Raw genomic sequence first — 19782 nt, 5'->3', positions numbered from 1 at the left:
CCATGAACAAGCAAATACTCCTGCTCGGCCTGCTGGCCGGCACCCTGCTGCTGCAAGGTTGCGCGGCCGTAGTGGTAGGCGGTGCTGCCGGCACCGCCAAAGCCTCCGGCGATCGCCGCACCCTGGGCGCCCAGTGGGACGATCAGGCCATCGAGCTGAAAGCGGCCAACCTGCTGGCTGACAACAAGCCACTCAGCGCGGCCAGCAAGATCAGCGTCTACAGCAACAACGGCCGCGTGTTGCTGGTCGGCCAGACACCTTCTGACGCTTACAAGCTCGAAGCTGGCAAGATAGTGGCCCGCATCGAGGGGGTGCGCCACGTCTACAACGAATTGCGCCTCGGCCAGCCGGTCAGCATAGGGGTTCGCAGCAACGACTCCTGGATCACCTCCAAGGTGCGGGCAGACATGCTGGGCGCCAAGAATTTTGACAGTGCCAAGGTCAAGGTGGTCACCGAGAATGGTGAAGTATTCCTGATTGGCCTGGTCACTCGCCAGGAAGGGGATCACGCCGTCGAGATCGCCCGCCACGTCAGCGGCGTGAAGCGCGTGATCAAGGCCTTCGAGTTCGCCCAGAACTAACACTGACTACCGACGCTCGGCATAAAAAAACGCAGCCAGTTGGCTGCGTTTTTTATTTGATGACCTTCAGGGTCGGACGACCGCTCGGACGCGGCGGTTCCGGCTCGGGTTCCACCGGCGCTTCGGCCTGCTCCAGCCAGAGGTCATAACCCGGCTCGGGCGGGAACAGGGTTCCCACGCCATTTTCCCGGGCATGGATGGCCAATACGGCCGCCATCGGGATGTAAACCTGCTGGGAGACACCACCAAAACGGGCGCTGAAGCTGATGGCTTCATTGTCCATGTGGAACTGCCCTACCGCACGGGGGGCGATGTTCAGCACTATCTGTCCATCCTGGACAAACTGCATCGGCACCATCACATGAGGGATGTTGACGTTGACCACCAGATGCGGGGTCAGGTCATTGTCCAGCAACCAGTCAAAGAACGCCCGCAGCAGGTACGGGCGACTGGGTGTCATTGTCGGTTCCATGCTCATACGCCGGCACGGATCTCGCGCTCGGCTTCAGTCAGGGAAGCCTGGAAAGACTCGCGCTCGAACAGACGAACCATGTAGGCCTTCAGCTCTTTGGCGCCACGACCGGTGAAGTCGATGCCGAGGCTCGGCAGACGCCACAGCAGCGGGGCCATGTAGCAGTCGACCAGGCCAAACTCTTCGCTCATGAAATAGGGCATTTCACCGAAGATCGGGGCGATGGCCAGCAGGTTGTCCCGCAGTTCGGCACGTGCCGCATCCACGTCGGTACCCGCCATGATCTTGTCGGCCAGAGAATACCAGTCCAGCTCGATGCGATGCATCATCAGACGGCTGTTGCCGCGGGCCACAGGGTAGACCGGCATCAGGGGCGGGTGCGGGAAGCGCTCGTCCAGATACTCCATGATGATGCGTGAGGTGTACAACGCCAGCTCGCGATCGACCAGGGTCGGTACAGTGTTGTAGGGGTTCAGCTCGGCCAGCTCATCCGGCAGGTTGCTTGGGTCAACCTGGCAGATATCTACGCTAACACCCTTCTCCGCCAGGACAATGCGCACCTGATGGCTGAACATATCGTTGGCACCGGAAAACAGCGTCATTACCGAACGCTTATTGGCAGCTACAGCCATTGAACCCTCCCGTCATTAAAAAGCAGAAACGGCAATGAAGCCTCTTGGTCTTCATTGCCGTGCATTATATTACCCGGATCTGGTCGCTTAGTGAACGTCGCGCCAGAATTCCTTCTTCAACAGCACAGTGAAGATGAAGAAGATCACGATGAAGCCAAGTACCCAGAAGCCCATGCGTTCGCGCTCCTGTTGTACCGGTTCAGCCGAGTAGACCAAGAAGTTTACCAGATCCAGTACCGTCTGATCATACTCTTCGTTATTCATTTCACCGTTGCCGTCAGATTTGACACTGACAACCTGCTGTACTTCCACTCCGTCGACGGTGTGGGTCGCGAACTCGGCGCGGGGCGTGCCTTGCAGCGGCTCCAGTACATGGGGCATGCCCACGGACGGGAATACCACGTTGTTCACGCCAAACGGACGGGTCTCATCCACGTAGAAGGAGCGCAGGTAGGTGTAAATCCAGTCGGCACCACGTACCCGGGCAACCAGCGTCAGATCGGGGGGCGGCGCACCAAACCATTTGGCCGCATCCTTGTCCGGCACCGAGTTTTCCATCAGATCGCCGATCTTGGCACCATTGACGATCAGGTTGGCCGCCATCAGATCTTCCGGAATACCGATGTCTGCCGCCACCCGGTTGTAACGCTGGTACTGGGTGCTGTGACAGCCAAAGCAGTAGTTCATGAAGGTGGCCGCACCACGCTGCAACGACGCCTTGTCGTTCAAGTCGTAGTTGGCCTTGTCCAGGTGCACTGCCCCGGTGTTGGCAAACACCAGCGACGGCAGCAGGGTCAGCACTGCAAAAATTATTCTTTTCATTTAAATGTCACCCTCTCCGGCAGCGGCTTGGTGCTTTCATTCTTGCTGTAGAAGAACAACAGGACGAAGAACCCGAAATAACCCAGGGTACAGATCTGGGCGATCAGCGTCAGGGTCGGAGTCGATGGCAAGACGCCGAGCACCCCGAGAATGATGAAGCAGACCACGAACTGGGCGATGTTCAGCTTGTGCAGGGTACTGCGATAGCGCACCGAACGTACCTTGCAGCGATCCAGCCAGGGCAGCAGGAACAGCACCACGATGGAGAGCCCCATCATGATGACGCCCAGCAGCTTGTCAGGCACCGCCCGCAAGATGGCGTAGAAGGGGGTGAAGTACCACACAGGCGCAATGTGGGCCGGGGTCTTCAGACCATTGGCCACTTCAAAGTTCGGCTTCTCGAGGAAATAACCCCACATGTCCGGCTTGAAGAAGATGATGGCGCAGAACAGGAACAGGAAGCCTGCAACGCCGATCATGTCCTTGACGGTGAAGTAGGGGTGGAATGCCACCGCATCCAGCGGCCAGCCGTTCTCGTCCTTGTGCTTCTTGATATCGATGCCGTCCGGGTTGTTGGAACCCACTTCGTGCAACGCCAGAATGTGCATGGCAACCAGCATAACCAGTACCAGCGGCAGGGCGATGACGTGCAGCGCGAAGAAGCGGTTCAGGGTAGCGCCGGAGATGACGTAGTCACCGCGGATCCACAGGGTCAGATCGTCACCGATGACCGGAATGGCGCCAAACAGCGAGATGATGACCTGGGCACCCCAGAACGACATCTGACCCCACGGCAGCAGATAGCCCATGAAGGCTTCCGCCATCAGGCAGAGGAAGATCAGCATGCCGAAGATCCACAGCAGCTCGCGCGGCTTCTGGTAGGAGCCGTAGATCATGCCGCGGAACATGTGCAGATAGACCACGATGAAGAACGCAGACGCGCCGGTGGAGTGCATGTAACGCAGCAACCAGCCGTAGTCCACATCCCGCATGATGTACTCCACGGAGGCGAAGGCACCTTCGGCGGAGGGGTTGTAGTTCATGGTCAGCCAGATACCCGTGATGATCTGGTTGACCAGCACCAGCATGGCGAGCGAGCCAAAGAAGTACCAGAAGTTCAGGTTCTTGGGCGCCGGATACTTGGCCATGTGGTCGTTGTACATGGCAGTGAGCGGAAAGCGGTAGTCAATCCAGCCCATCAGTTTGGCAAACATGGTCAGGCCTCCTTGCCATCGGCACCGACCAGGATGGTGGTGTCGCTAAGATATTTGTACGGCGGAATGACCAGGTTCAAGGGTGCTGGCACCCCCTGGAACACTCGACCAGCCATGTCGAACTTGGAGCCATGACAGGGGCAGAAAAAGCCTGAGGTCACGCCCTGCACCTGCTCGCCAAAGCTGTCCGGCAGATAGGAGGGGGAGCAGCCCAGATGAGTGCAGATCCCGACGGCTACGAAGATCTCCGGCTTGATAGATCTGTAACCGTTGTGGGCATAGTCGGGTTGCTGGGGCTCGTCGGAAGCCGGATCGCGCAACTTGTCGTCGTGCGCGGCCAGGGCATCCAGCGTCTGTTTGGTGCGTTTCACCACCCAGACCGGCTTGCCTCGCCACTCAACACGGATGAGCTGGCCTGGTTCCAACTTACTGATATCCACTTCTACCGGAGCACCCGCCGCTTTGGCTTTGGCACTCGGGTTCCATGACTTAATAAACGGCACTGCGGTAAAAGCAGCTCCTACCCCACCAACGGCGACCGTTGACCAGGTAAGAAATCTGCGGCGACCGGTATCAACTGGCGCATTGCTCATCCAAAAACTCTCCCATGTGGACTCCGCACATTCTTATTGTGTCCCTGTTCCCCTTTCTTCCGTGACAACAGCGGCGGAAGCGGAGTTACAATTGTCACAGAAAAACCGAGGGAATTTTAAAGAAAAGATAACAACTTGACAAGAAAGAGAAGCGAAGGTCAAAAACAATAAATACACAATTTTTTGTCTTTTGTGACGTGGTGTTAGCAATGCCGTTGGTAATATTACCAATAAAAAAAGCCTGGCACATGGCCAGGCTTTTTTGACACTCGTGAGAGTGCGTACCAAAAGCGAATTAACGCTTGGAGTACTGCGGACGCTTACGAGCTTTGTGCAGACCGACTTTCTTACGCTCAACCTTACGGGCATCGCGAGTAACAAAGCCTGCTTTACGCAGTTCGGAACGCAGGGTTTCATCGTACTGCATCAGAGCACGAGTGATACCGTGGCGGATCGCACCAGCTTGACCGGAGATGCCACCACCGTTAACGGTGATGTACAGGTCCAGTTTCTCGGTCATCTCAACCAGTTCCAGCGGCTGACGAACTACCATGCGGGCAGTCGGACGGCCGAAGTACTGCTCCAGGGAGCGCTGGTTGATTACGATTTTACCGCTACCCGCTTTGATAAATACGCGAGCAGTGGAGCTTTTGCGACGGCCGGTACCGTAGTATTGATTTTCTGCCATTGTTGCCAGTTCCCGTTAGATATCCAGTACTTGAGGTTGCTGAGCAGCATGAGCGTGCTCGGCGCCTGCGTAAACTTTCAGCTTACGGAACATGGCACGGCCCAGCGGCCCCTTCGGCAGCATGCCTTTAACGGCAGCTTCGATTACCATTTCCGGTTTACGCTGAATCAGCTTGTCGAAGCTGATGGACTTGATACCACCCGGGAAACCGGAGTGAGCATGGTACATTTTGTCGGTAAATTTCTTACCGGTTACGTGTACCTTCTCAGCGTTTACAACGATGATGTAATCACCGGTGTCAACGTGCGGAGTGTACTCAGCTTTGTGCTTACCACGCAGACGAGCAGCGATCTCGGTTGCGATACGACCCAGAGTTTTACCTTCTGCGTCCACAATGTACCAGTCACGTTTTACGGTTTCTGGCTTGGCAACGAAAGTTTTCATTAAGTTAAACCCAATTACCTGTTACAGACCCAATTGCTTATGGGGGCTCTCCCACAAACAACAAACGATGGCCTACCTGTACCCCTTCGAATACAAGTAAAGCTTAAAGTGTTGCTGTCTTATCGACAGCTGTAACGTGGGCCGGGCGATTATAAGTGAAGTTGCCTTAAATATCACCTGCTAATTTCACTGCCATGAAGCTAGCAAATGTCGCCCGGCCCTACCTGCCGCAGATGCCCATCCGACTGGCAGGCGCGGTATTGTGACTAAGGAAGGTGTACTCTGGCAAGGTATTCGTGCGATTGCATTTCCTGAAGCCGTGAAAGACAACGTTTGAACTCAAAATTCAGCAGCCCGTTGCCATAGAGTTCCTGCATGGGCACCGCCGCCGATATGATCAGCTTGACGTGCCGCTCATAGAACTCGTCCACCATGGCGATGAAGCGGCGCGCCGCGTCATCCGTGCCCGCACCCATTGGCTGCACATTGGCCAGCAGGACGGTGTGAAACAGCCGGGCCAGCTCGATGTAATCGCCCTGTGAGCGGGGAGTACAGCAAAGTTGCTCAAACTCCATATAGAGCACACCTTCCCCCATCCCCAGCGACGCCAGTTGACGGTGATTGATCTCGACACTGCCAGCCCGGGCCTCTTCCAGCCCGGTCAACTGCCAAAAATAGCGATCCAGATTGGATTTTGCCTGCTGATCCAACGGGAAGTGATAAATCTCCGCCTGCTCCAGCGTACGCAGGCGATAATCGGTGCCGCCGTCCACGTTAAGTATCTCGCAATGGCGCTCGATGAGCGCGATCGCCGGTAGAAAACGGGCCCGCTGCAGACCATTTCGATACAAATCTTGCGGTGGTATGTTCGAGGTCGCCACCAGCACGACCCCGTGGCCGAACAACTCCTGGAACAGGGTCCCCAACAGCATGGCGTCGGTGATGTCGGAGACGAAAAATTCGTCGAAACAGATAACGTCGGTTTCGCCGGCCAGCTTGCTGGCGATCAGCTTGAGTGGATCGGCCTGACCGGTCAGCCCCTTGAGCTCATCGTGCACCCGGTGCATGAAACGGTGGAAGTGAATGCGCAGCTTGCGCTCTCCCGGCAGGCTGTCGAAAAAAGTATCCATCAGCCAGGTCTTGCCTCTGCCCACTCCGCCCCACATATATAGACCCAGGATGGGCGTGCGGGGTTTCGGCTTTTGCAGCCAGCCCAGCAGGCCGCGGGATCTGGTCGGAGTCGGGGTTTGGCACAAATCCTGATAGAGTCGCTCCAGACGGGCCACTGCCATCGCCTGGGCGGGGTCGGCCACGAAGCCGGGGCGCTGCAAATCCTGCTGATACTTTTGCTGCGGGGTCATCCTGTCGATTGCCTTCAAGTCCCTGAATGAAGGACAAAATGGTATCACGCTCTCGGGGTGCACGGTATAGTGCCATCAAGGCGTAGCGGCCGCTTTGGCCGCATCAACCCACATTGATTTAGCTGTAACAAGGAGCATCTATGAGTCTGTTAAACGGGATCCTGCTGGCTGTCGCCGCCTTGATTATCGGTGTCATCATCGGCCGCTTCACAGTGCGCAGCCGGGATGCCGGCCGTCTGGAACAAGAACTGAAGAAGGCTCACAAGGAACTGGAAAGCTACCAGGGCCAGATCAATACCCACTTCGCCGACAGCGCCGCCCTGATGGAGCAGCTGGCCGAGCAGTACCAGACCCTTTATCGCCATATGGCGGAGCAGAGCAAGTTCCTGGCCAAGGCTCAGGAGCCGCTGTTCCGTGAAACCCTGCTCGACGAGAGCAGCGATGTCCCGGCCAATGAAGAACCGGGCGTACCACCCCGTGACTATGCAGGGGCCTCCGGTCTGCTCAAACAGTCCAGTTAGTTCCCTGCGGAACTAATTGCGCGGTAGCGTGGTCAGACCTTGACGATTGCATTGCAACTTTTTCTGGGAGCTGTTTTTCATATGCGTAAACCTCTTTCTGTGCTCAGTGTGTTAGCCCTCAGTGTCGGTATCGCCATGTCTGCGGCCCCTGTACAGGCTGCACTGCCCTCTCTGCTGGCGAACAATCAGGAGATGCCGAGCCTGGCGCCGGTGCTCGAGCAGGTCACTCCTGCCGTGGTCAACATTTCAGTCTCCGGCAAGAAGATCACCCGCCAGCGTCTGCCGGAACAGTTCCGTTTCTTCTTCGGCCCCAACATGCCCGACGAGCAGGTGAGCGAGCAGCCCTTCCAGGCGCTCGGCTCCGGCGTCATCATCGATGCCAAGAAGGGCTACGTGATCACCAACGCCCACGTGGTGCACGAGGCGGACGAGATCAAGGTCAACCTGAAGGATGGCCGTGAATACGCCGCCAAGAAGATCGGCGAGGACAAGCAGTCCGACATCGCGCTGCTGCAAATCAAGGCCGAGGATCTGGTGCAGATCAAATTTGCCGACTCCGACGAACTGCGGGTCGGTGACTATGCGCTGGCCATCGGCAACCCGTTTGGCCTCGGCCAGACCGTCACCTCCGGCATCGTCAGTGCGCTTGGCCGCAGCGGCCTCAACATCGAAAATCTGGAAAACTTCATCCAGACCGATGCGGCCATCAACTCCGGCAACTCAGGTGGCGCCCTGCTCAACCTGCGCGGCGAGCTGATCGGCATCAACACCGCCATCCTGGGCCCGAACGGCGGCAACATCGGCATCGGCTTCGCGATTCCGTCCAACATGGTACGCGACCTGTCCGAGCAGATCGTGAAATACGGGGAAGTGCGCCGCGGCCAGCTGGGTATCACGGGCACTGAGCTCACCTCCGAAATCGCCAAGACCTTCGGCTACAACAAGAAGGATGGCGCCTTCGTCAACCAGGTCATGCCTGACTCCGCCGCCGCCAAGGCAGGCATCAAGGCCGGCGACATCATCATCAGCATCGATGGCAAGGCCATCCGCTCGTTTGGTGAGCTGCGCGCCAAGATCGCCACCATGGGGGCTGACAAGCAGGTCGCTCTGGGCCTCATCCGCGATGGCAAGGAGCAGACCGTCAAGGTCACGCTGAAGAAGGCGGATGACAGCGAGATCCTGGCCAGCGCCCTCCATCCGGCACTGGAAGGGGCCAAGCTGAGCACCACCGCCGAGCCGGTGACCGGCGTGGCCGTGGCCGACATCGATCCGCGCTCGCCTGCCGCCGCTTCCGGCCTGCAGAAGGGTGACATCATCATCGGGGTCAACCGCCTGCGCATCAACTCGCTGGAAGAGCTGAGCAAGGCGTTGAAGAACAAGCCGGATGTGCTGGCGCTGAACATCCAGCGCGGGGAATCCTCCCTCTATCTGGTGATCCGTTAACTGCCTCTCACCCGCGGCCCTCGCCGCGGGTGATTTTTATCCACCGATAGTGTTATTCTCTGCGCGCTGTATGTACGGATGAGAATGACATGAAAATCCCCCCTCTAGTCAGTTACTTGGGCAAGTCTGTCGGCTTCGGTCTCACCGTGGCGGCTCTTCTGTTGCTGCTGTTTCCCAATTTCCGTGGCGGGGCCCAGCTGCCCGGCCTCATCACCAATGCCCGTGAACTGAGTTTCTCCTACGCCGCCCACCGCGCCGGGCCGGCAGTCGTCAACATCTATACCCGCAGCTTCGCCCGCAACCAGGGCAATCAGGCCGAACTCAGGCCGCAGGGGCTCGGCTCCGGCGTCATCATGAGCCAGCGTGGCCACGTGCTGACCAACTATCACGTCATCGCCGATGCGGACCAGATCATCGTCGCGCTGCAGGATGGGCGGGTATTCAGCGCCGAGCTGGTTGGCTCCGATCAGCTGACCGATCTGGCGGTGCTCTACATCGAGTCGGACAATCTGCCGGTGATCCCGCAGGATCCGGAGCGCCTGCCCGACGTGGGCGACGTGGTGCTCGCCATCGGCAACCCCTACAACGTCGGCCAGACCATCACCCAGGGCATCATCAGCGCCACTGGCCGCATCGGCCTCTCCAGCATGGGCCCGGACAGCAACGGCCGGCAGGATCTGCTGCAGACCGACGCCGCCATCAACGAGGGCAACTCGGGGGGCGCCCTGGTCAATGCCCGCGGCGATCTGGTGGGCATCAACACCGCCGCCTACCACCTCAACGGCAACCAGGAGAGCTACGGCATCAGCTTCGCCATCCCCTACAAGCTGGCCAAGCGCATCATGGATGAGCTGATCGCCAACGGTCGGGTGATCCGCGGCTACCTCGGCATCTCCAGCGTCGAGATCAACCCCATCGTCGCCCGCATGATGAACCTGGGCGATCTGCGCGGCCTGGTGGTGGAGAGCCTGGATCCCAACGGACCGGCCACCAGAGGCGGGCTGAAGCGGGGCGACGTGCTGCTCAAGATCAACGGCGAGGCCATCAGCGGCGTGCGCACCGCCATGGACAAGATCGTCGAGAGCCGGCCGGGCACCAAGCTCACCATCTCGGTGATCCGTGACGGCAAGCCGCTGGAGGTGGAGGTCACCATCGAAGAGGATCTGCGCTACCAGAACCGGGCCAGCGCGAGCGCCGCCACCGCCAGCTGATCCCGCCAATCCCCTTCGACAGGGGCGGTAAACCGCCCCTGTTTGCTTCCCCCATACTCCCCCATCCGTGAGGCGACTCACAGTTTCCAGCAAGCCTGCTCGGCCCGGCTCGACGGGCCAAGTGCGCCCTCGATCACACAAAGTCAGCCCCGATAGCAGCCCTTTGCCCCTCCACCCCACAAAAATCACCGTTTTCAGCCCAAGCGTGCGGGAATTTCCGCTTCGAATCGGAAAAACAGTGCCTCCTCTCTCCTCTACTGCCGGCTTAGGGTAGCGCTATCCCTTCTGCCAGCCTTGGAGAGCAGACCTTGCACACAGAGACCCATGACCAGAACCTGACCCCGGATAGCCCGGCGTTGCTGCGCCAGACCGACCACACGCTGGCGCGCATCCACACCCTGCTCGGCGAGCAGGGCATCCGCCCCAACGAGGTACAGCAGCAGATGCTGGCCTCCCACGTCAAAGCCATGGTGTGGCGCTCCTACAGCGGTGAATCGCTGCCGGAGGTCGATCTCAGCCTGTTCGAGGAGATCTCCCCCCTCTCCCTGCGCCTGGCCGAACAGGTCGTCGCCTGGCTGGACAAGCTGGCCTATGAAGAGGCCCATCTGCTGTCCGTCCATTTCGAAGTTGCCAAAGAAAACGAACTCAGCTCAGTGAAAGGAGAAAGCTAAATGACAGCCATCAAACTCGTGATCGGTGATCGACTCGGCAAGGGCCAGAAAGTGGGGGCAGGCGCGGAAACCGCCGGCGCCAGCGTGACCATCATCCCCGGCATGGCCGCCGACATGAAGCTCGGTGACGTGATGAACAAGGAGCAGGCGGATCTCGGCATCTCCTTCTGCGGCAGCGGTGGTGCCGGTGCCATCACGGCCCAGACCAAGTACGGCTACAAATGCCGCTACGGCATGCGATCCATCGAAGAGGGCGTGACCGCCATCAACGAAGGCTGCGTGGTGCTGGGCTTCGGCTTCATGGACAAGGAAGAGCTGGGTCAGAAGCTGATCGAAGCCTTCGCCAAGAAACACGGACGCGCCTGATGAAAGAGGACTTCACCACCCAGGTCATGGTCAGCGGCAAGGGGCCGACTCGCCAGCAGGCGTTCGCCGCCGCCCTCAGCCAGGTGCAGCCAACGCTGCTCAAGGACAACCCGCGGGTGATGCTGCGCATCGAGCCGCTCGAGGTGCAGGTGCTCAAGGCCGAAGAGTCGGCCCGGGTGGAGAAGTTCCTGTTCTTCTTCCTGCCGCGCCAGCGCCGCGAATTCCGGGTCCAGCTGGCGATCACGGTCAAGGTCACCAGCCTGGATGCCGAGCAAGTAACGTTCACCCTGGTGTGACACCGCCCGCAGGTACCACCCCACAAGAAGGATACGTTGGATGTTTCTAATCATATTTATCAAGTCACTCATCATCGGCGGCCTGGTAGGCGTCGGGGTGGGGGCCGGCGCAGCACGGATGTTCCACGCGCCGACCGTACAGGGCATGGGCGCCTTCCGTACCCTGGGTGAGCTCAACTCCTGCGAAGGGGACCCCGCCTCCCACTTCTCGTTTGGTCTGGGCTTCTTCTTCAACGCCTGGGCCTCCACCGTGGCGGCCGGCGCTTTCACCCAGGATGTGGACCACCGCATCATTCCGCACTGGGCCACGGCGGCACTGCTGTTCAAGAACCGGGATCTTGCCACCACCCTGCACGACCCGAAGAAGATGGCCATTGCCGGCGGCATCATAGGTGCCATCGTGGTTGCCTTCCTCAACAGCACGGCCGCCGCCGTACCGGCTGCCCTGCAGGTCACCGCGGTCAAGGTGCTGGTACCGGCCGCCAACCTGCTGGTCAACACCGTCATGCCGGTGATCTTCTGGCTGGCCGCCATCGAGGCGGGCAAGAAGTCCGGTTTCTGGGCCACCATCTTCGGCGGTCTGGCCCAGCTCATCATGGGCAACGCGGTACCGGGCCTGGTGCTCGGCATCCTGATTGGCAAGGGCGTGGAAGAGAGCGGCTGGAACCATGTCACCAAGGTGATGATGGCAGCCATCGTCCTGCTGTTCGTGCTGAGCGGCTTCTTCCGCGGCTTCGACATGAAACTCATCGAGTCCTTCCATCTGGGTGTTCCCCTGTGGCTGGAAAACGTCCATAACCTGCTGAGCGGCAAATAAGGGGTCACACCGTGGATGAGAAACTGAAAAACAACTTCTGGTACGCCGACTGGTCCTTCCCCATCTTTGTCGGCCTGCTCTCCGCCGGGGTCTTCACCGGTACCCACATGTTCTACCTGTACGGGGTCGGCGCCTTCAACGAGGTGGCCTTCGTCGCCATGCTCAAAGCAGGCATGGATACCGGTGCCTATGGCGCGGTGGCGGCCTTCGGCGCCAGCTTCCTGTTTGCCCGCATCATCGAGGGCTCCCTGGTGGGGATCCTGGATATCGGCGGCGCCATCCAGACCGGGGTCGGTCTCGGCGTGCCCGCCCTGCTGCTGGGGGCCGGCATCGTCTATCCGGTGGAGAACTTCGGTGCCTCCCTGGCGACCGGCATGGGGATTGGTCTGGCCATCGGCTACGTCATCATTCTGGCGCGCAAGTTCACCATCAACCAGAGCAACTCCACCTACGGCGCCGACGTCATGATGGGGGCTGGCAACAGCTCGGGCCGCTTCCTCGGCCCGCTCATCATCCTCTCCGCCATGGGCGCCTCGATTCCGATCGGTATCGGTTCCCTGCTGGGTGCGCTGCTGTTCTACGTGTGGGGCAAGCCCATCACCGGCGGCGCCATCCTGGGGGCCATGCTGCTCGGCACCTTCTTCCCGGTTGCGCTTGCATAACCATCCGCCGCCCTGCGGGGCGGCGCTCGAGAGGCCATCTAGCATGTACGACATCATCATCAAAGCGGGGCGCCAGGGAGATGGCCAGCTCGTCGATATCGCCATCAGGGAGGGCAAGATAGCCGCCATCGGCACCCTGCCGGAGACGGTAGCGGCGCGGCAGATCCTGGATCTCGGCGGCCGGGTGCATGTGAGCGCCGGCTGGATCGACGGCCACACCCACTGCTACCCCGCCTCCCCCATCTATCACGATGAGCCGGACAAGGTGGGCGTGGAGTCCGGCGTCACCACCGTCATCGACGCCGGCAGCACCGGAGCCGACGACGTGGATGACTTCCAGCGTCTCGCCGCCGGCTGCAAGACCCGGGTGCATGCCCTGCTCAACATCTCCCGCATCGGCCTGCTGCGCCAGAACGAGCTGGCCGACAGCCGGGATCTGGACATGGATCTCGCCTCGGCGGCCATTGCCCGCCACCCCGGCTTCATCGTCGGCATCAAGGCACGGATGAGCGGCAGCGTAGTGGGTGAGAACGGCCTGCAGCCGCTGCGCATGGCCAAGGCACTGCAACAGGCCCACGGTCGGCTGCCGCTGATGGTACACGTGGGCAACACGCCGCCGGATCTGGACGAGATCGTCGCCCTGCTGGGCGATGGAGATCTGCTGACCCACTGCTTCAACGACAAGCCCAACCGCATCCTGACCCCGGCCGGCGAACTGCGCCAGGCGGTGCGTGAGGCGATGCAGCGGGGACTCTTGCTCGACATCGGCCACGGCGGCGCCAGTTTCAGTTTCGAGGTGGCGGAGCTGGCCATTGCCCAGGGGATCCTGCCCCGCACCATCAGCTCCGACATCTACTGCAAGAACCGCATCAAGGGGCCGGTCTACAGCCTGGCCCACGTGATGTCGAAGTTTCTCGCCATCGGCATGACCCTGGAGCAGGTGCTGGCCTGCGTCACCCACCATGCCGCCGATGCCCTGCACCTGTCCGGCAAGGGGCGACTCGAGGTGGGCGCCGATGCCGACCTGACCCTGTTCGAGGTGAGCTGCGGCCCCACCCTCTTTACCGATACCGAAGCCGGCGCCCGCAATGGCGATCGGCAGTTGCTGCCCCTCGCCGCCCTGGTCGGTGGCGAACTGGTTCTGACTCACTATGGGAAATCACACCATGCCTTCTGTGTATGAGAAATATCAGCTCAAACCGGTGATCAACGCCTCCGGGCGCATGACCATTCTCGGCGTCTCCACCCCCGAGCAGGAGGTGGTCGACGCGGTCAACTTCGGCCTTGGCCACTACTTCGAGGTGAAGGATCTGGTCAACAAGACCGGCGCCTACCTGGCCGGCTTGTTGGACGTGGAAGATGCGGTGGTGGTCTCCTGCGCCAGCGCCGGCATCGCCCAGTCGGTGGCCGCGGTGATAGTGCGCGGCGACCCCTACCGCCTCGAGCAGTTACACGCCCATGCCCACCATGTGCCGAGCGAAATCGTGCTGCCCAAGGGACACAACGTCAACTTCGGCGCCCCGGTCGGCACCATGGTCAACCTGGGTGGCGGCAAGGTGGTGGAGGCCGGCTACGCCAACGAGTGCTCTGCCGCCCAGCTGGCCGCCGCCATCAATGCCAACACTGCAGCCATCCTCTACATCAAGTCCCACCACTGCGTGCAGAAGAGCATTCTGTCGGTGGCCGAGGCAGCCGAGGTGGCCAAGGCCCACGGGCTCCCGCTCATCGTCGATGCGGCGGCCGAGGAGGATCTGCGTCTCTACTACAACCAGGGGGCGGATCTGGTCATCTACAGCGGCGCCAAGGCCATCGAAGGGCCCACCAGCGGGCTGGTGCTTGGCAAGCGCCAGTATGTGGAGTGGGTCAAGCAGCAGGCCAACGGCATCGGCCGTGCCATGAAGGTGGGCAAGGAGGGGATCCTCGGTCTGACTCACGCCATCGAGCGCTATCTGGCCAAGGAGAAGGAGAGCGGCGCCGCCATGGTCGCCAAGATGACCCCCTTCATCGAGCGCCTCAACCAGCTGCCCGGCGTCAGCGCCAAGGTGGTGTGGGACAGCGCGGGGCGCGACATTGCCCGAACCGATATCGCCTTCGATCACCAGCAGATCGGCATGACCACAGTGCAGGTCGTCGCCCGTCTGCAGCAGGGCACGCCTGCCATCTACTGCCGCGGCTACAAGGCCAACGAGGGGCACATCGAGATAGACGTGCGCAGCGTCACCGTGCCCCAGCTCGACCAGATCCATGCCGCCATTACCCACCTCGTTCAGGAGAACAACTGATGTCTTTGACTCCCAATTACTACCGCGATCGGGTCTGTCTCAACGTGCTGGCCGGCTCCCGACAGAATGCCGTCGACATTTATGAAGCCGCCGAGGGCCACGTGCTGGTCGGCGTGCTCTCCAAAAACTACCCGGATGTGCCCTCCGCCGTCGCTGACATGCAGGCCTACGCCAAGCTTATCGACAACGCCCTCTCCATCGGGCTGGGGGCCGGCGACCCGCGCCAGTCCGCCATGGTGGCCGAGCTGGCTCGCCAGCTGCAGCCCCAGCACGTCAACCAGGTGTTCACCGGGGTCGGCGCCAGCCGGGCACTGCTTGGTCAGTCTGACACCCTCGTCAATGGCCTTGTCTCCCCCACCGGCACGCCGGGGATGGTGAAGATCTCCACCGGTCCTCTGAGCAGCCAGCAGCCCGACGGCATCGTCCCCATCGACACCGCCATCGCCCTGCTCAAGGACATGGGCGGCAGCTCGGTCAAGTTCTTCCCGATGGGCGGACTGGCCTGCCGCGCCGAGTATCAGGCAGTGGCCGAGGCTTGTGCTCGCCACGGCTTCTGGCTGGAGCCCACCGGCGGCATCGATCTCGACAACTTCGAGGAGATAGTGCGGATTGCGCTGGATGCCGGGGTCGAGAAGGTGATCCCCCACATCTACAGCTCCATCATCGACAGCGCGAGCGGTCAGACCCGTCCCGAGGACGTGCGTACCCTGCTGGCCACGGTGAAGCGGCTGCTGGCCTGACAGCCCTTCAGGCACCGGTCCGATCACTGACCGGTGCCTGGCTTGTTAATGACTCGCTTGTTAACATCGATTTTTCATTCCGCGACAGGAGTCCGTTCCCCCCTCATGATCAAGCTGCCCCACCCCAGACTCCATCAACTACTCACTCTGCTCCACGCCGAGCCGCTGCCGCAGGAGGAGCTGGCCCGCCGCCTCAATGTCTCCACCCGCACGGTGCGCACCGACGTGGCGACCCTGAACGAGCTCATCGCCACCCGGGGCGCTCACCTGATCCACCAGCGCGGCAGCGGCTATCAGCTCAAGATCTACAATCAGGAGCTGTTCGAGGCGCTGCTGGCGGCCCAGGAGCAGGAGAGCGGCTTGCCCCGTACCAGCCGCGAGCGAGTGCTGCACCTGCAGATCCTGCTATTGACGGCGGAGCAGGGCATCAAGCTCGACGAGCTGGCGGACACCTGGTATCTGAGCCGGGCGGCACTGCAGGGGGACATGGCGGAAGTACGGGAGCGGCTCGCCCACTTCGGACTCGCCATCGACAGCAAACCCAGGCAGGGGATGCGGATCCAGGGGGGCGAGACGGCCATCCGCGCCTGCCTCACCCAGCTGCTCTATCAGGAGCTGCTGCACAGCAACCCATTGCAAAGCCTGCTGCCCAACCTCTGCCCCAGCAAGACGCTGGAGGTAGTGGGCAATCACATCCACGAGCAGCTCGGCCGTCATCAGCTGCGCCTGGCCGATGAGAGCCTGCAGCAGCTCGCCATCTACTGCGCCGTCGCCCTGCTGCGCCAGGCGGCCGGCCACGAGCTGCGCCAATTCACCAGCGAGGATCTCACGGCGCCTCTGCTGGCGGTTGCCCGCGACATCTATGGCGAGCTGCCGACCCTGACTCCGCCGGGGGAGGAGGAGATAGCCTGCCTCACCATCCAGATCCAGGCCCGCCTCACCGCCGATGCCCCCCAGCTCAGCCCGGCCATGGCGGCCGAGAGCGAACAGCTGGTGGAGCATCTGCTGGCCTACATCCACCAGCACTACCCCTATGACCTGCGCGGCGATCTGCAACTGCGGGCCGACCTGCAGACCCATATCAGCGCCATGCTGCTGCGGGTCAAATACCAGATCGGCAGCCACAATCCGCTGGCGGACCACATCAAGCAGTACTACCCCCTCGCCTATGACATCACGCTGGCGGCCATCTCGGAGTGGATCAGGCAGACTCCCTATCGGCTGACCCACCACGAGATAGGCTATCTGGTGATCCACATCGGGGTCGGACTGGAGCGTCACTACGACATCGGTTACACCCGCCGCCCCCAGGCGCTGCTGCTGTGCGATGCGGGCAACGCCACCTTCCGGGTGCTGGAGGCCCGCATCAAGCGGGAGTATCCCCAGTTGCAGCTGACCATGCTGGAGTCGGTGCGGGATTACGAAGGGCTGGCGCGGATCGAGCAGGACTTCGTCATCAGCACCGTCAAGGCCGGCGAGAAGAACGTGCCCGTGGTGCAGGTCGCCCCCTTCCCGACCCAGTACCAGCTGGAGCAGCTCGGCAAGCTGGTGCTGGTCGATCGCACCCGCCCCTACCTGCTCGACAAGTACTTCGATGCCGACCACTTCATGGTGGCTACCGAACCGCTCAGCCAGGCAACGCTGTTTGATCGCATCTGCAGCCAGCTGGAGGCGGAGGATCTGGTGGAGAGCGGCTTTCGGGGATCGTTGCAGGAGCGGGAGCGGATCGTCTCCACCATGCTGGGGGACGGCATCGCCCTGCCCCACTCCCTCGGCCTGCTGGCGCGCCGCACCCTGGTCTATACCGTGCTGGCCCCGCAGGGGATCGACTGGGGCAACGGCGAGAGCGCTACTCTCGTCTTCGTGCTGGCCATCGCCAAGGCCGACTACGAAGAGGCGATGGGGCTCTACGACCTGTTCCTGGCGCTGATGAACGAAAAAGCCAGCAGGAGTCTGCTGGCTTGTCGGGATTTTGCCGCCTTCAAGGCGCTGGCACGCAGCGCACCTTGAGCATGCCGAGGTGCGTTACTCCTCGTTGAAACCCGAGGTGAACAGCGCCACCACGGCGGCCAGGGCCTCCACTTCCTCGGGCCCTTCCACCTGGACTTCCACCTGCTTGCCCTGGGCGGAGTCCAGCATCAGCAGGCCGATCACGCTGTCCGCGTCGGCCTCGACCCCCTCTTCGTTGCGCAGCAACACGTGGGCATCGAACCCCTGCACCAGCTCGAACAGCATCATGGCCGGTCTGGCATGCATGCCCAGTTTATTTTTCACTTCCACCGAGGCTGAGACGGTCATCTGATCTTCCTATTGGTCCATCAAAATTGCGGCGCACTCTTGTCGAGGGTGCGGTGGCGGATCTGGACGTTCTTGCCCAGCAGGCGGAAGGCGCCAGCCAGCTGCTCGGCAATGAATACCGATCGGTGCTGGCCACCGGTGCAACCGATACCGACTGTCACATAGCTGCGATTGTTGCGCTCCAGATGGGGCAACCAGGTCGCCAGCATGTTCTCGATCTGCAGGATGAACTGCATCACGTCGGGCTGGCTGGAGAGGTAGCGGGCCACCGGCTCATCCTTGCCGGTGAAGGGTTTGAGCTCGGGGATCCAGTGCGGATTGGGCAGGAAGCGGGCGTCGAACACGAAGTCGGCATCCTTGGGAATGCCGTACTTGAAGCCGAACGACTCGAACACCAGCACCAGCTCGTTTTCCTTCTTGCCGAGCACCCGGGTCTTGATGAGCTCGCTCAGGTCGTGAATGCTGAGGTTGGTGGTATCGATGCGCAGGTCGGCCGTCGAGGAGAGCGGTGCCAGCAGGTGGGTCTCTTCCCGAATCGCCTCATCCAGCGACAACTGATTGCGTGACAAGGGGTGCAGCCGGCGGCTCTCGCCGTAGCGCTTGAGCAGGGTGGAGTTTTCCGCATCGAAGAAGAAGCTCGAGAACTCCACCCGCCCCTCGTTGCGAACCTGGGCCAGCAGGGTTTCCAGCTTGTCCGGGCTCGCCGGCAGGTTGCGCACGTCGATGCTGACCGCCAGCTTGTCATACTGGCTCTCGACCGAGACGATCAGCTGGGGCAGCAGGTTGACCGGCAGGTTATCCACGCAGTAATAACCGAGATCCTCCAGCACACGCAGGGCAACTGTCTTGCCCGAGCCGGAGCGCCCACTCACCACTATTAATTGCATCTTGTTCCCTCACCGCTTGGCGTCATTGCAAGGGCCTGCATCTCAGGCCGATGTCATGATCTGATAGAGTTCTTCGTCGCTGGTTGCCTGGCGCAACTGGCGGCATACCGCCTTGTCGCCCAGCTTGGATGCCATCAGGGAAAGGGTCTTGAGGTGCTGCTTGCACTCGCTTTCCGGCACCAGCAGGGCGAACAGCAGGTCAACCGGTTGATTGTCGATGGAATCGAAGGGGATCGGCTCTGCGAAGGTCATCAGGATGGCGGTCGGCGGAAACTCGTCGCCGATCCGGCCGTGGGGAATGGCGATACCGGCACCGATCCCGGTACTGCCCATTTTTTCTCGCGCCAGCAGGCACTCGAAGAGCACCTGACGAGAGGTCCCCAGACGCTCAGCGGCTAACTCGCTGATGATCTCCAGGGCGCGTTTCTTGCTGGTACAAGGGACCGCACTTTTGGTGCAGTCCCGACTCAGTATGTGTTCAAGTTGCATGGTTATTTTTGATTTAACTTATCTTTGTGCTTGATGATCTGCCGATCCAGCTTGTCCAGCAGGGTATCAATCGCAGCGTACATGTCGGCATGCTGCGAATTGGCGAACACCTCACCCCCGCTGACATGCAGCTTGGCTTCGGCGATCTGGTTCAGTTTTTCTACGCTCAACACCACATGAACATTGTTGATGTGGTCAAAGTGACGCTCGAGTTTGGCAAATTTGTTGTTCACATAATCACGCAGAGCTTCGGTGATCTCGACATGGTGTCCGGTCAGGTTAATTTGCATAA

At 60.9% G+C, this 19782-nt stretch carries 25 protein-coding genes; 13 read left to right on the top strand and 12 right to left on the bottom strand.

All coding sequences use genetic code 11. The annotated features are described in order from the left end of the window. The first annotated feature begins 2 nt into the window (after nucleotides 1-2). Nucleotides 3-581 (top strand): division/outer membrane stress-associated lipid-binding lipoprotein, encoded by a 579-nt coding sequence (gene dolP / locus ACB032_RS09550; RefSeq protein WP_043163936.1) that lies wholly within the window; start codon nucleotides 3-5, stop codon nucleotides 579-581. Nucleotides 582-633: 52 nt separating this feature from the next. Here the strand turns inward: dolP and ACB032_RS09545 are convergent, their stop codons facing one another. From ACB032_RS09545 to zapE, 8 genes are all read right to left on the bottom strand, one after another. Continuing rightward, on the bottom strand, nucleotides 634-1059 hold the full coding sequence (locus tag ACB032_RS09545) for a ClpXP protease specificity-enhancing factor (RefSeq protein ID WP_017409380.1): 426 nt from the start codon (nucleotides 1057-1059) through the stop codon (nucleotides 634-636). Next, complete coding sequence (sspA, locus tag ACB032_RS09540; RefSeq protein ID WP_011707594.1) at nucleotides 1056-1685, bottom strand: stringent starvation protein SspA; 630 nt, start codon at nucleotides 1683-1685, stop codon at nucleotides 1056-1058. Before sspA ends, ACB032_RS09545 begins: the two co-directional genes overlap by 4 nt. Nucleotides 1686-1772: 87 nt before the next feature. Then, nucleotides 1773-2507: a cytochrome c1 gene (locus ACB032_RS09535; RefSeq protein ID WP_011707595.1), complete on the bottom strand. Its 735-nt coding sequence runs from the start codon at nucleotides 2505-2507 to the stop codon at nucleotides 1773-1775. Then, nucleotides 2504-3721 (bottom strand): cytochrome bc complex cytochrome b subunit, encoded by a 1218-nt coding sequence (locus ACB032_RS09530; protein ID WP_011707596.1) that lies wholly within the window; start codon nucleotides 3719-3721, stop codon nucleotides 2504-2506. Before ACB032_RS09530 ends, ACB032_RS09535 begins: the two co-directional genes overlap by 4 nt. A 2-nt stretch (nucleotides 3722-3723) precedes the next feature. Continuing rightward, on the bottom strand, nucleotides 3724-4314 hold the full coding sequence (petA, locus tag ACB032_RS09525) for a ubiquinol-cytochrome c reductase iron-sulfur subunit (protein ID WP_011707597.1): 591 nt from the start codon (nucleotides 4312-4314) through the stop codon (nucleotides 3724-3726). A gap of 295 nt (nucleotides 4315-4609) precedes the next feature. Then, nucleotides 4610-5002 carry a 30S ribosomal protein S9 gene (gene rpsI / locus ACB032_RS09520; protein ID WP_005336286.1) on the bottom strand — a complete coding sequence of 131 codons (393 nt, stop codon included), beginning with the start codon at nucleotides 5000-5002 and terminating at the stop codon, nucleotides 4610-4612. Between the two features lie 15 nt (nucleotides 5003-5017). Next, nucleotides 5018-5446, bottom strand: coding sequence for a 50S ribosomal protein L13 (gene rplM / locus ACB032_RS09515; RefSeq protein ID WP_005336289.1), 429 nt, complete (start codon nucleotides 5444-5446; stop codon nucleotides 5018-5020). A 266-nt stretch (nucleotides 5447-5712) separates the two neighbouring features. After that, the gene (zapE, locus tag ACB032_RS09510; protein WP_166464200.1) at nucleotides 5713-6807 is read right to left on the bottom strand and encodes a cell division protein ZapE; all 1095 of its coding nucleotides are present in this window, start codon (nucleotides 6805-6807) and stop codon (nucleotides 5713-5715) included. 140 nt (nucleotides 6808-6947) lie between these two features. Between zapE and ACB032_RS09505 the strand changes: the two genes are divergently transcribed. The 12 genes from ACB032_RS09505 (at nucleotide 6948) to ACB032_RS09450 (ending at nucleotide 17826) form a co-directional block, all read left to right on the top strand. Further along, nucleotides 6948-7328, top strand: coding sequence for a YhcB family protein (locus ACB032_RS09505; RefSeq protein WP_011707599.1), 381 nt, complete (start codon nucleotides 6948-6950; stop codon nucleotides 7326-7328). 81 nt (nucleotides 7329-7409) lie between these two features. Continuing rightward, nucleotides 7410-8771 carry a Do family serine endopeptidase gene (locus ACB032_RS09500; RefSeq protein ID WP_011707600.1) on the top strand — a complete coding sequence of 454 codons (1362 nt, stop codon included), beginning with the start codon at nucleotides 7410-7412 and terminating at the stop codon, nucleotides 8769-8771. A gap of 89 nt (nucleotides 8772-8860) precedes the next feature. Continuing rightward, nucleotides 8861-9982, top strand: a complete 1122-nt coding sequence (gene degS, locus ACB032_RS09495; RefSeq protein ID WP_011707601.1) for an outer membrane-stress sensor serine endopeptidase DegS — start codon at nucleotides 8861-8863, stop codon at nucleotides 9980-9982. A 308-nt stretch (nucleotides 9983-10290) separates the two neighbouring features. Beyond that, nucleotides 10291-10653: a transcriptional regulator gene (locus ACB032_RS09490; RefSeq protein WP_011707602.1), complete on the top strand. Its 363-nt coding sequence runs from the start codon at nucleotides 10291-10293 to the stop codon at nucleotides 10651-10653. After that, entirely contained in the window at nucleotides 10654-11019 is a 366-nt protein-coding gene (locus ACB032_RS09485) for a glycine-rich SFCGS family protein (protein ID WP_011707603.1), read from the top strand. Then, nucleotides 11019-11315, top strand: a complete 297-nt coding sequence (locus ACB032_RS09480; RefSeq protein WP_011707604.1) for a DUF4312 family protein — start codon at nucleotides 11019-11021, stop codon at nucleotides 11313-11315. The genes ACB032_RS09485 and ACB032_RS09480 overlap by 1 nt, the downstream gene beginning before the upstream one ends. Nucleotides 11316-11355: 40 nt before the next feature. Next, on the top strand, nucleotides 11356-12132 hold the full coding sequence (locus ACB032_RS09475; protein WP_016352193.1) for a DUF4311 domain-containing protein: 777 nt from the start codon (nucleotides 11356-11358) through the stop codon (nucleotides 12130-12132). A gap of 11 nt (nucleotides 12133-12143) precedes the next feature. Then, nucleotides 12144-12794: a DUF4310 family protein gene (locus ACB032_RS09470; RefSeq protein ID WP_371137837.1), complete on the top strand. Its 651-nt coding sequence runs from the start codon at nucleotides 12144-12146 to the stop codon at nucleotides 12792-12794. 43 nt (nucleotides 12795-12837) lie between these two features. After that, nucleotides 12838-13977 (top strand): amidohydrolase/deacetylase family metallohydrolase, encoded by a 1140-nt coding sequence (locus ACB032_RS09465; RefSeq protein WP_371137836.1) that lies wholly within the window; start codon nucleotides 12838-12840, stop codon nucleotides 13975-13977. Further along, nucleotides 13961-15076 (top strand): DgaE family pyridoxal phosphate-dependent ammonia lyase, encoded by a 1116-nt coding sequence (locus tag ACB032_RS09460; RefSeq protein WP_219281039.1) that lies wholly within the window; start codon nucleotides 13961-13963, stop codon nucleotides 15074-15076. Before ACB032_RS09465 ends, ACB032_RS09460 begins: the two co-directional genes overlap by 17 nt. Further along, nucleotides 15076-15816: a KDGP aldolase family protein gene (locus tag ACB032_RS09455; RefSeq protein ID WP_043163957.1), complete on the top strand. Its 741-nt coding sequence runs from the start codon at nucleotides 15076-15078 to the stop codon at nucleotides 15814-15816. The genes ACB032_RS09460 and ACB032_RS09455 overlap by 1 nt, the downstream gene beginning before the upstream one ends. A 105-nt stretch (nucleotides 15817-15921) precedes the next feature. Then, nucleotides 15922-17826: a transcription antiterminator gene (locus ACB032_RS09450; RefSeq protein WP_371137835.1), complete on the top strand. Its 1905-nt coding sequence runs from the start codon at nucleotides 15922-15924 to the stop codon at nucleotides 17824-17826. Nucleotides 17827-17841: 15 nt separating this feature from the next. Here ACB032_RS09450 and npr read toward each other — a convergent pair whose 3' ends face one another. From npr to hpf, 4 genes are read right to left on the bottom strand one after another with little or no spacing between them, the layout of a single operon-like run. Beyond that, nucleotides 17842-18114, bottom strand: coding sequence for a PTS phosphocarrier protein NPr (gene npr / locus ACB032_RS09445; RefSeq protein WP_005305943.1), 273 nt, complete (start codon nucleotides 18112-18114; stop codon nucleotides 17842-17844). 20 nt (nucleotides 18115-18134) lie between these two features. After that, on the bottom strand, nucleotides 18135-19001 hold the full coding sequence (rapZ, locus tag ACB032_RS09440) for an RNase adapter RapZ (RefSeq protein WP_011707611.1): 867 nt from the start codon (nucleotides 18999-19001) through the stop codon (nucleotides 18135-18137). A 42-nt stretch (nucleotides 19002-19043) separates the two neighbouring features. Then, nucleotides 19044-19490: a PTS IIA-like nitrogen regulatory protein PtsN gene (gene ptsN, locus ACB032_RS09435; RefSeq protein WP_005305951.1), complete on the bottom strand. Its 447-nt coding sequence runs from the start codon at nucleotides 19488-19490 to the stop codon at nucleotides 19044-19046. A gap of 2 nt (nucleotides 19491-19492) precedes the next feature. Then, nucleotides 19493-19780: a ribosome hibernation promoting factor gene (hpf, locus tag ACB032_RS09430; RefSeq protein ID WP_005305957.1), complete on the bottom strand. Its 288-nt coding sequence runs from the start codon at nucleotides 19778-19780 to the stop codon at nucleotides 19493-19495. Nucleotides 19781-19782 lie beyond the last annotated feature (2 nt).

The organism is Aeromonas sp. S5(2024) (genome assembly GCF_041403025.1).
Taxonomy (GTDB): domain Bacteria; phylum Pseudomonadota; class Gammaproteobacteria; order Enterobacterales; family Aeromonadaceae; genus Aeromonas; species Aeromonas hydrophila.
The sequence above is the reverse complement of the archived record's forward strand: the minus strand, read 5'-3'. Positions and strand labels throughout refer to the sequence as shown.

Excerpts from the sequence above, each read along its gene's own strand:
- dolP (WP_043163936.1), top strand. The coding sequence starts at position 3 with ATGAACAAGCAAATACTCCTGCTCGGCCTGCTGGCCGGCACCCTGCTG.
- ACB032_RS09545 (WP_017409380.1), bottom strand. The coding sequence starts at position 1,059 with ATGAGCATGGAACCGACAATGACACCCAGTCGCCCGTACCTGCTGCGG.
- sspA (WP_011707594.1), bottom strand. The coding sequence starts at position 1,685 with ATGGCTGTAGCTGCCAATAAGCGTTCGGTAATGACGCTGTTTTCCGGT.
- ACB032_RS09535 (WP_011707595.1), bottom strand. The coding sequence starts at position 2,507 with ATGAAAAGAATAATTTTTGCAGTGCTGACCCTGCTGCCGTCGCTGGTG.
- ACB032_RS09530 (WP_011707596.1), bottom strand. The coding sequence starts at position 3,721 with ATGTTTGCCAAACTGATGGGCTGGATTGACTACCGCTTTCCGCTCACT.
- petA (WP_011707597.1), bottom strand. The coding sequence starts at position 4,314 with ATGAGCAATGCGCCAGTTGATACCGGTCGCCGCAGATTTCTTACCTGG.
- rpsI (WP_005336286.1), bottom strand. The coding sequence starts at position 5,002 with ATGGCAGAAAATCAATACTACGGTACCGGCCGTCGCAAAAGCTCCACT.
- rplM (WP_005336289.1), bottom strand. The coding sequence starts at position 5,446 with ATGAAAACTTTCGTTGCCAAGCCAGAAACCGTAAAACGTGACTGGTAC.
- zapE (WP_166464200.1), bottom strand. The coding sequence starts at position 6,807 with ATGACCCCGCAGCAAAAGTATCAGCAGGATTTGCAGCGCCCCGGCTTC.
- ACB032_RS09505 (WP_011707599.1), top strand. The coding sequence starts at position 6,948 with ATGAGTCTGTTAAACGGGATCCTGCTGGCTGTCGCCGCCTTGATTATC.
- ACB032_RS09500 (WP_011707600.1), top strand. The coding sequence starts at position 7,410 with ATGCGTAAACCTCTTTCTGTGCTCAGTGTGTTAGCCCTCAGTGTCGGT.
- degS (WP_011707601.1), top strand. The coding sequence starts at position 8,861 with ATGAAAATCCCCCCTCTAGTCAGTTACTTGGGCAAGTCTGTCGGCTTC.
- ACB032_RS09485 (WP_011707603.1), top strand. The coding sequence starts at position 10,654 with ATGACAGCCATCAAACTCGTGATCGGTGATCGACTCGGCAAGGGCCAG.
- ACB032_RS09480 (WP_011707604.1), top strand. The coding sequence starts at position 11,019 with ATGAAAGAGGACTTCACCACCCAGGTCATGGTCAGCGGCAAGGGGCCG.
- ACB032_RS09475 (WP_016352193.1), top strand. The coding sequence starts at position 11,356 with ATGTTTCTAATCATATTTATCAAGTCACTCATCATCGGCGGCCTGGTA.
- ACB032_RS09465 (WP_371137836.1), top strand. The coding sequence starts at position 12,838 with ATGTACGACATCATCATCAAAGCGGGGCGCCAGGGAGATGGCCAGCTC.
- ACB032_RS09460 (WP_219281039.1), top strand. The coding sequence starts at position 13,961 with ATGCCTTCTGTGTATGAGAAATATCAGCTCAAACCGGTGATCAACGCC.
- ACB032_RS09455 (WP_043163957.1), top strand. The coding sequence starts at position 15,076 with ATGTCTTTGACTCCCAATTACTACCGCGATCGGGTCTGTCTCAACGTG.
- ACB032_RS09450 (WP_371137835.1), top strand. The coding sequence starts at position 15,922 with ATGATCAAGCTGCCCCACCCCAGACTCCATCAACTACTCACTCTGCTC.
- npr (WP_005305943.1), bottom strand. The coding sequence starts at position 18,114 with ATGACCGTCTCAGCCTCGGTGGAAGTGAAAAATAAACTGGGCATGCAT.
- rapZ (WP_011707611.1), bottom strand. The coding sequence starts at position 19,001 with ATGCAATTAATAGTGGTGAGTGGGCGCTCCGGCTCGGGCAAGACAGTT.
- ptsN (WP_005305951.1), bottom strand. The coding sequence starts at position 19,490 with ATGCAACTTGAACACATACTGAGTCGGGACTGCACCAAAAGTGCGGTC.
- hpf (WP_005305957.1), bottom strand. The coding sequence starts at position 19,780 with ATGCAAATTAACCTGACCGGACACCATGTCGAGATCACCGAAGCTCTG.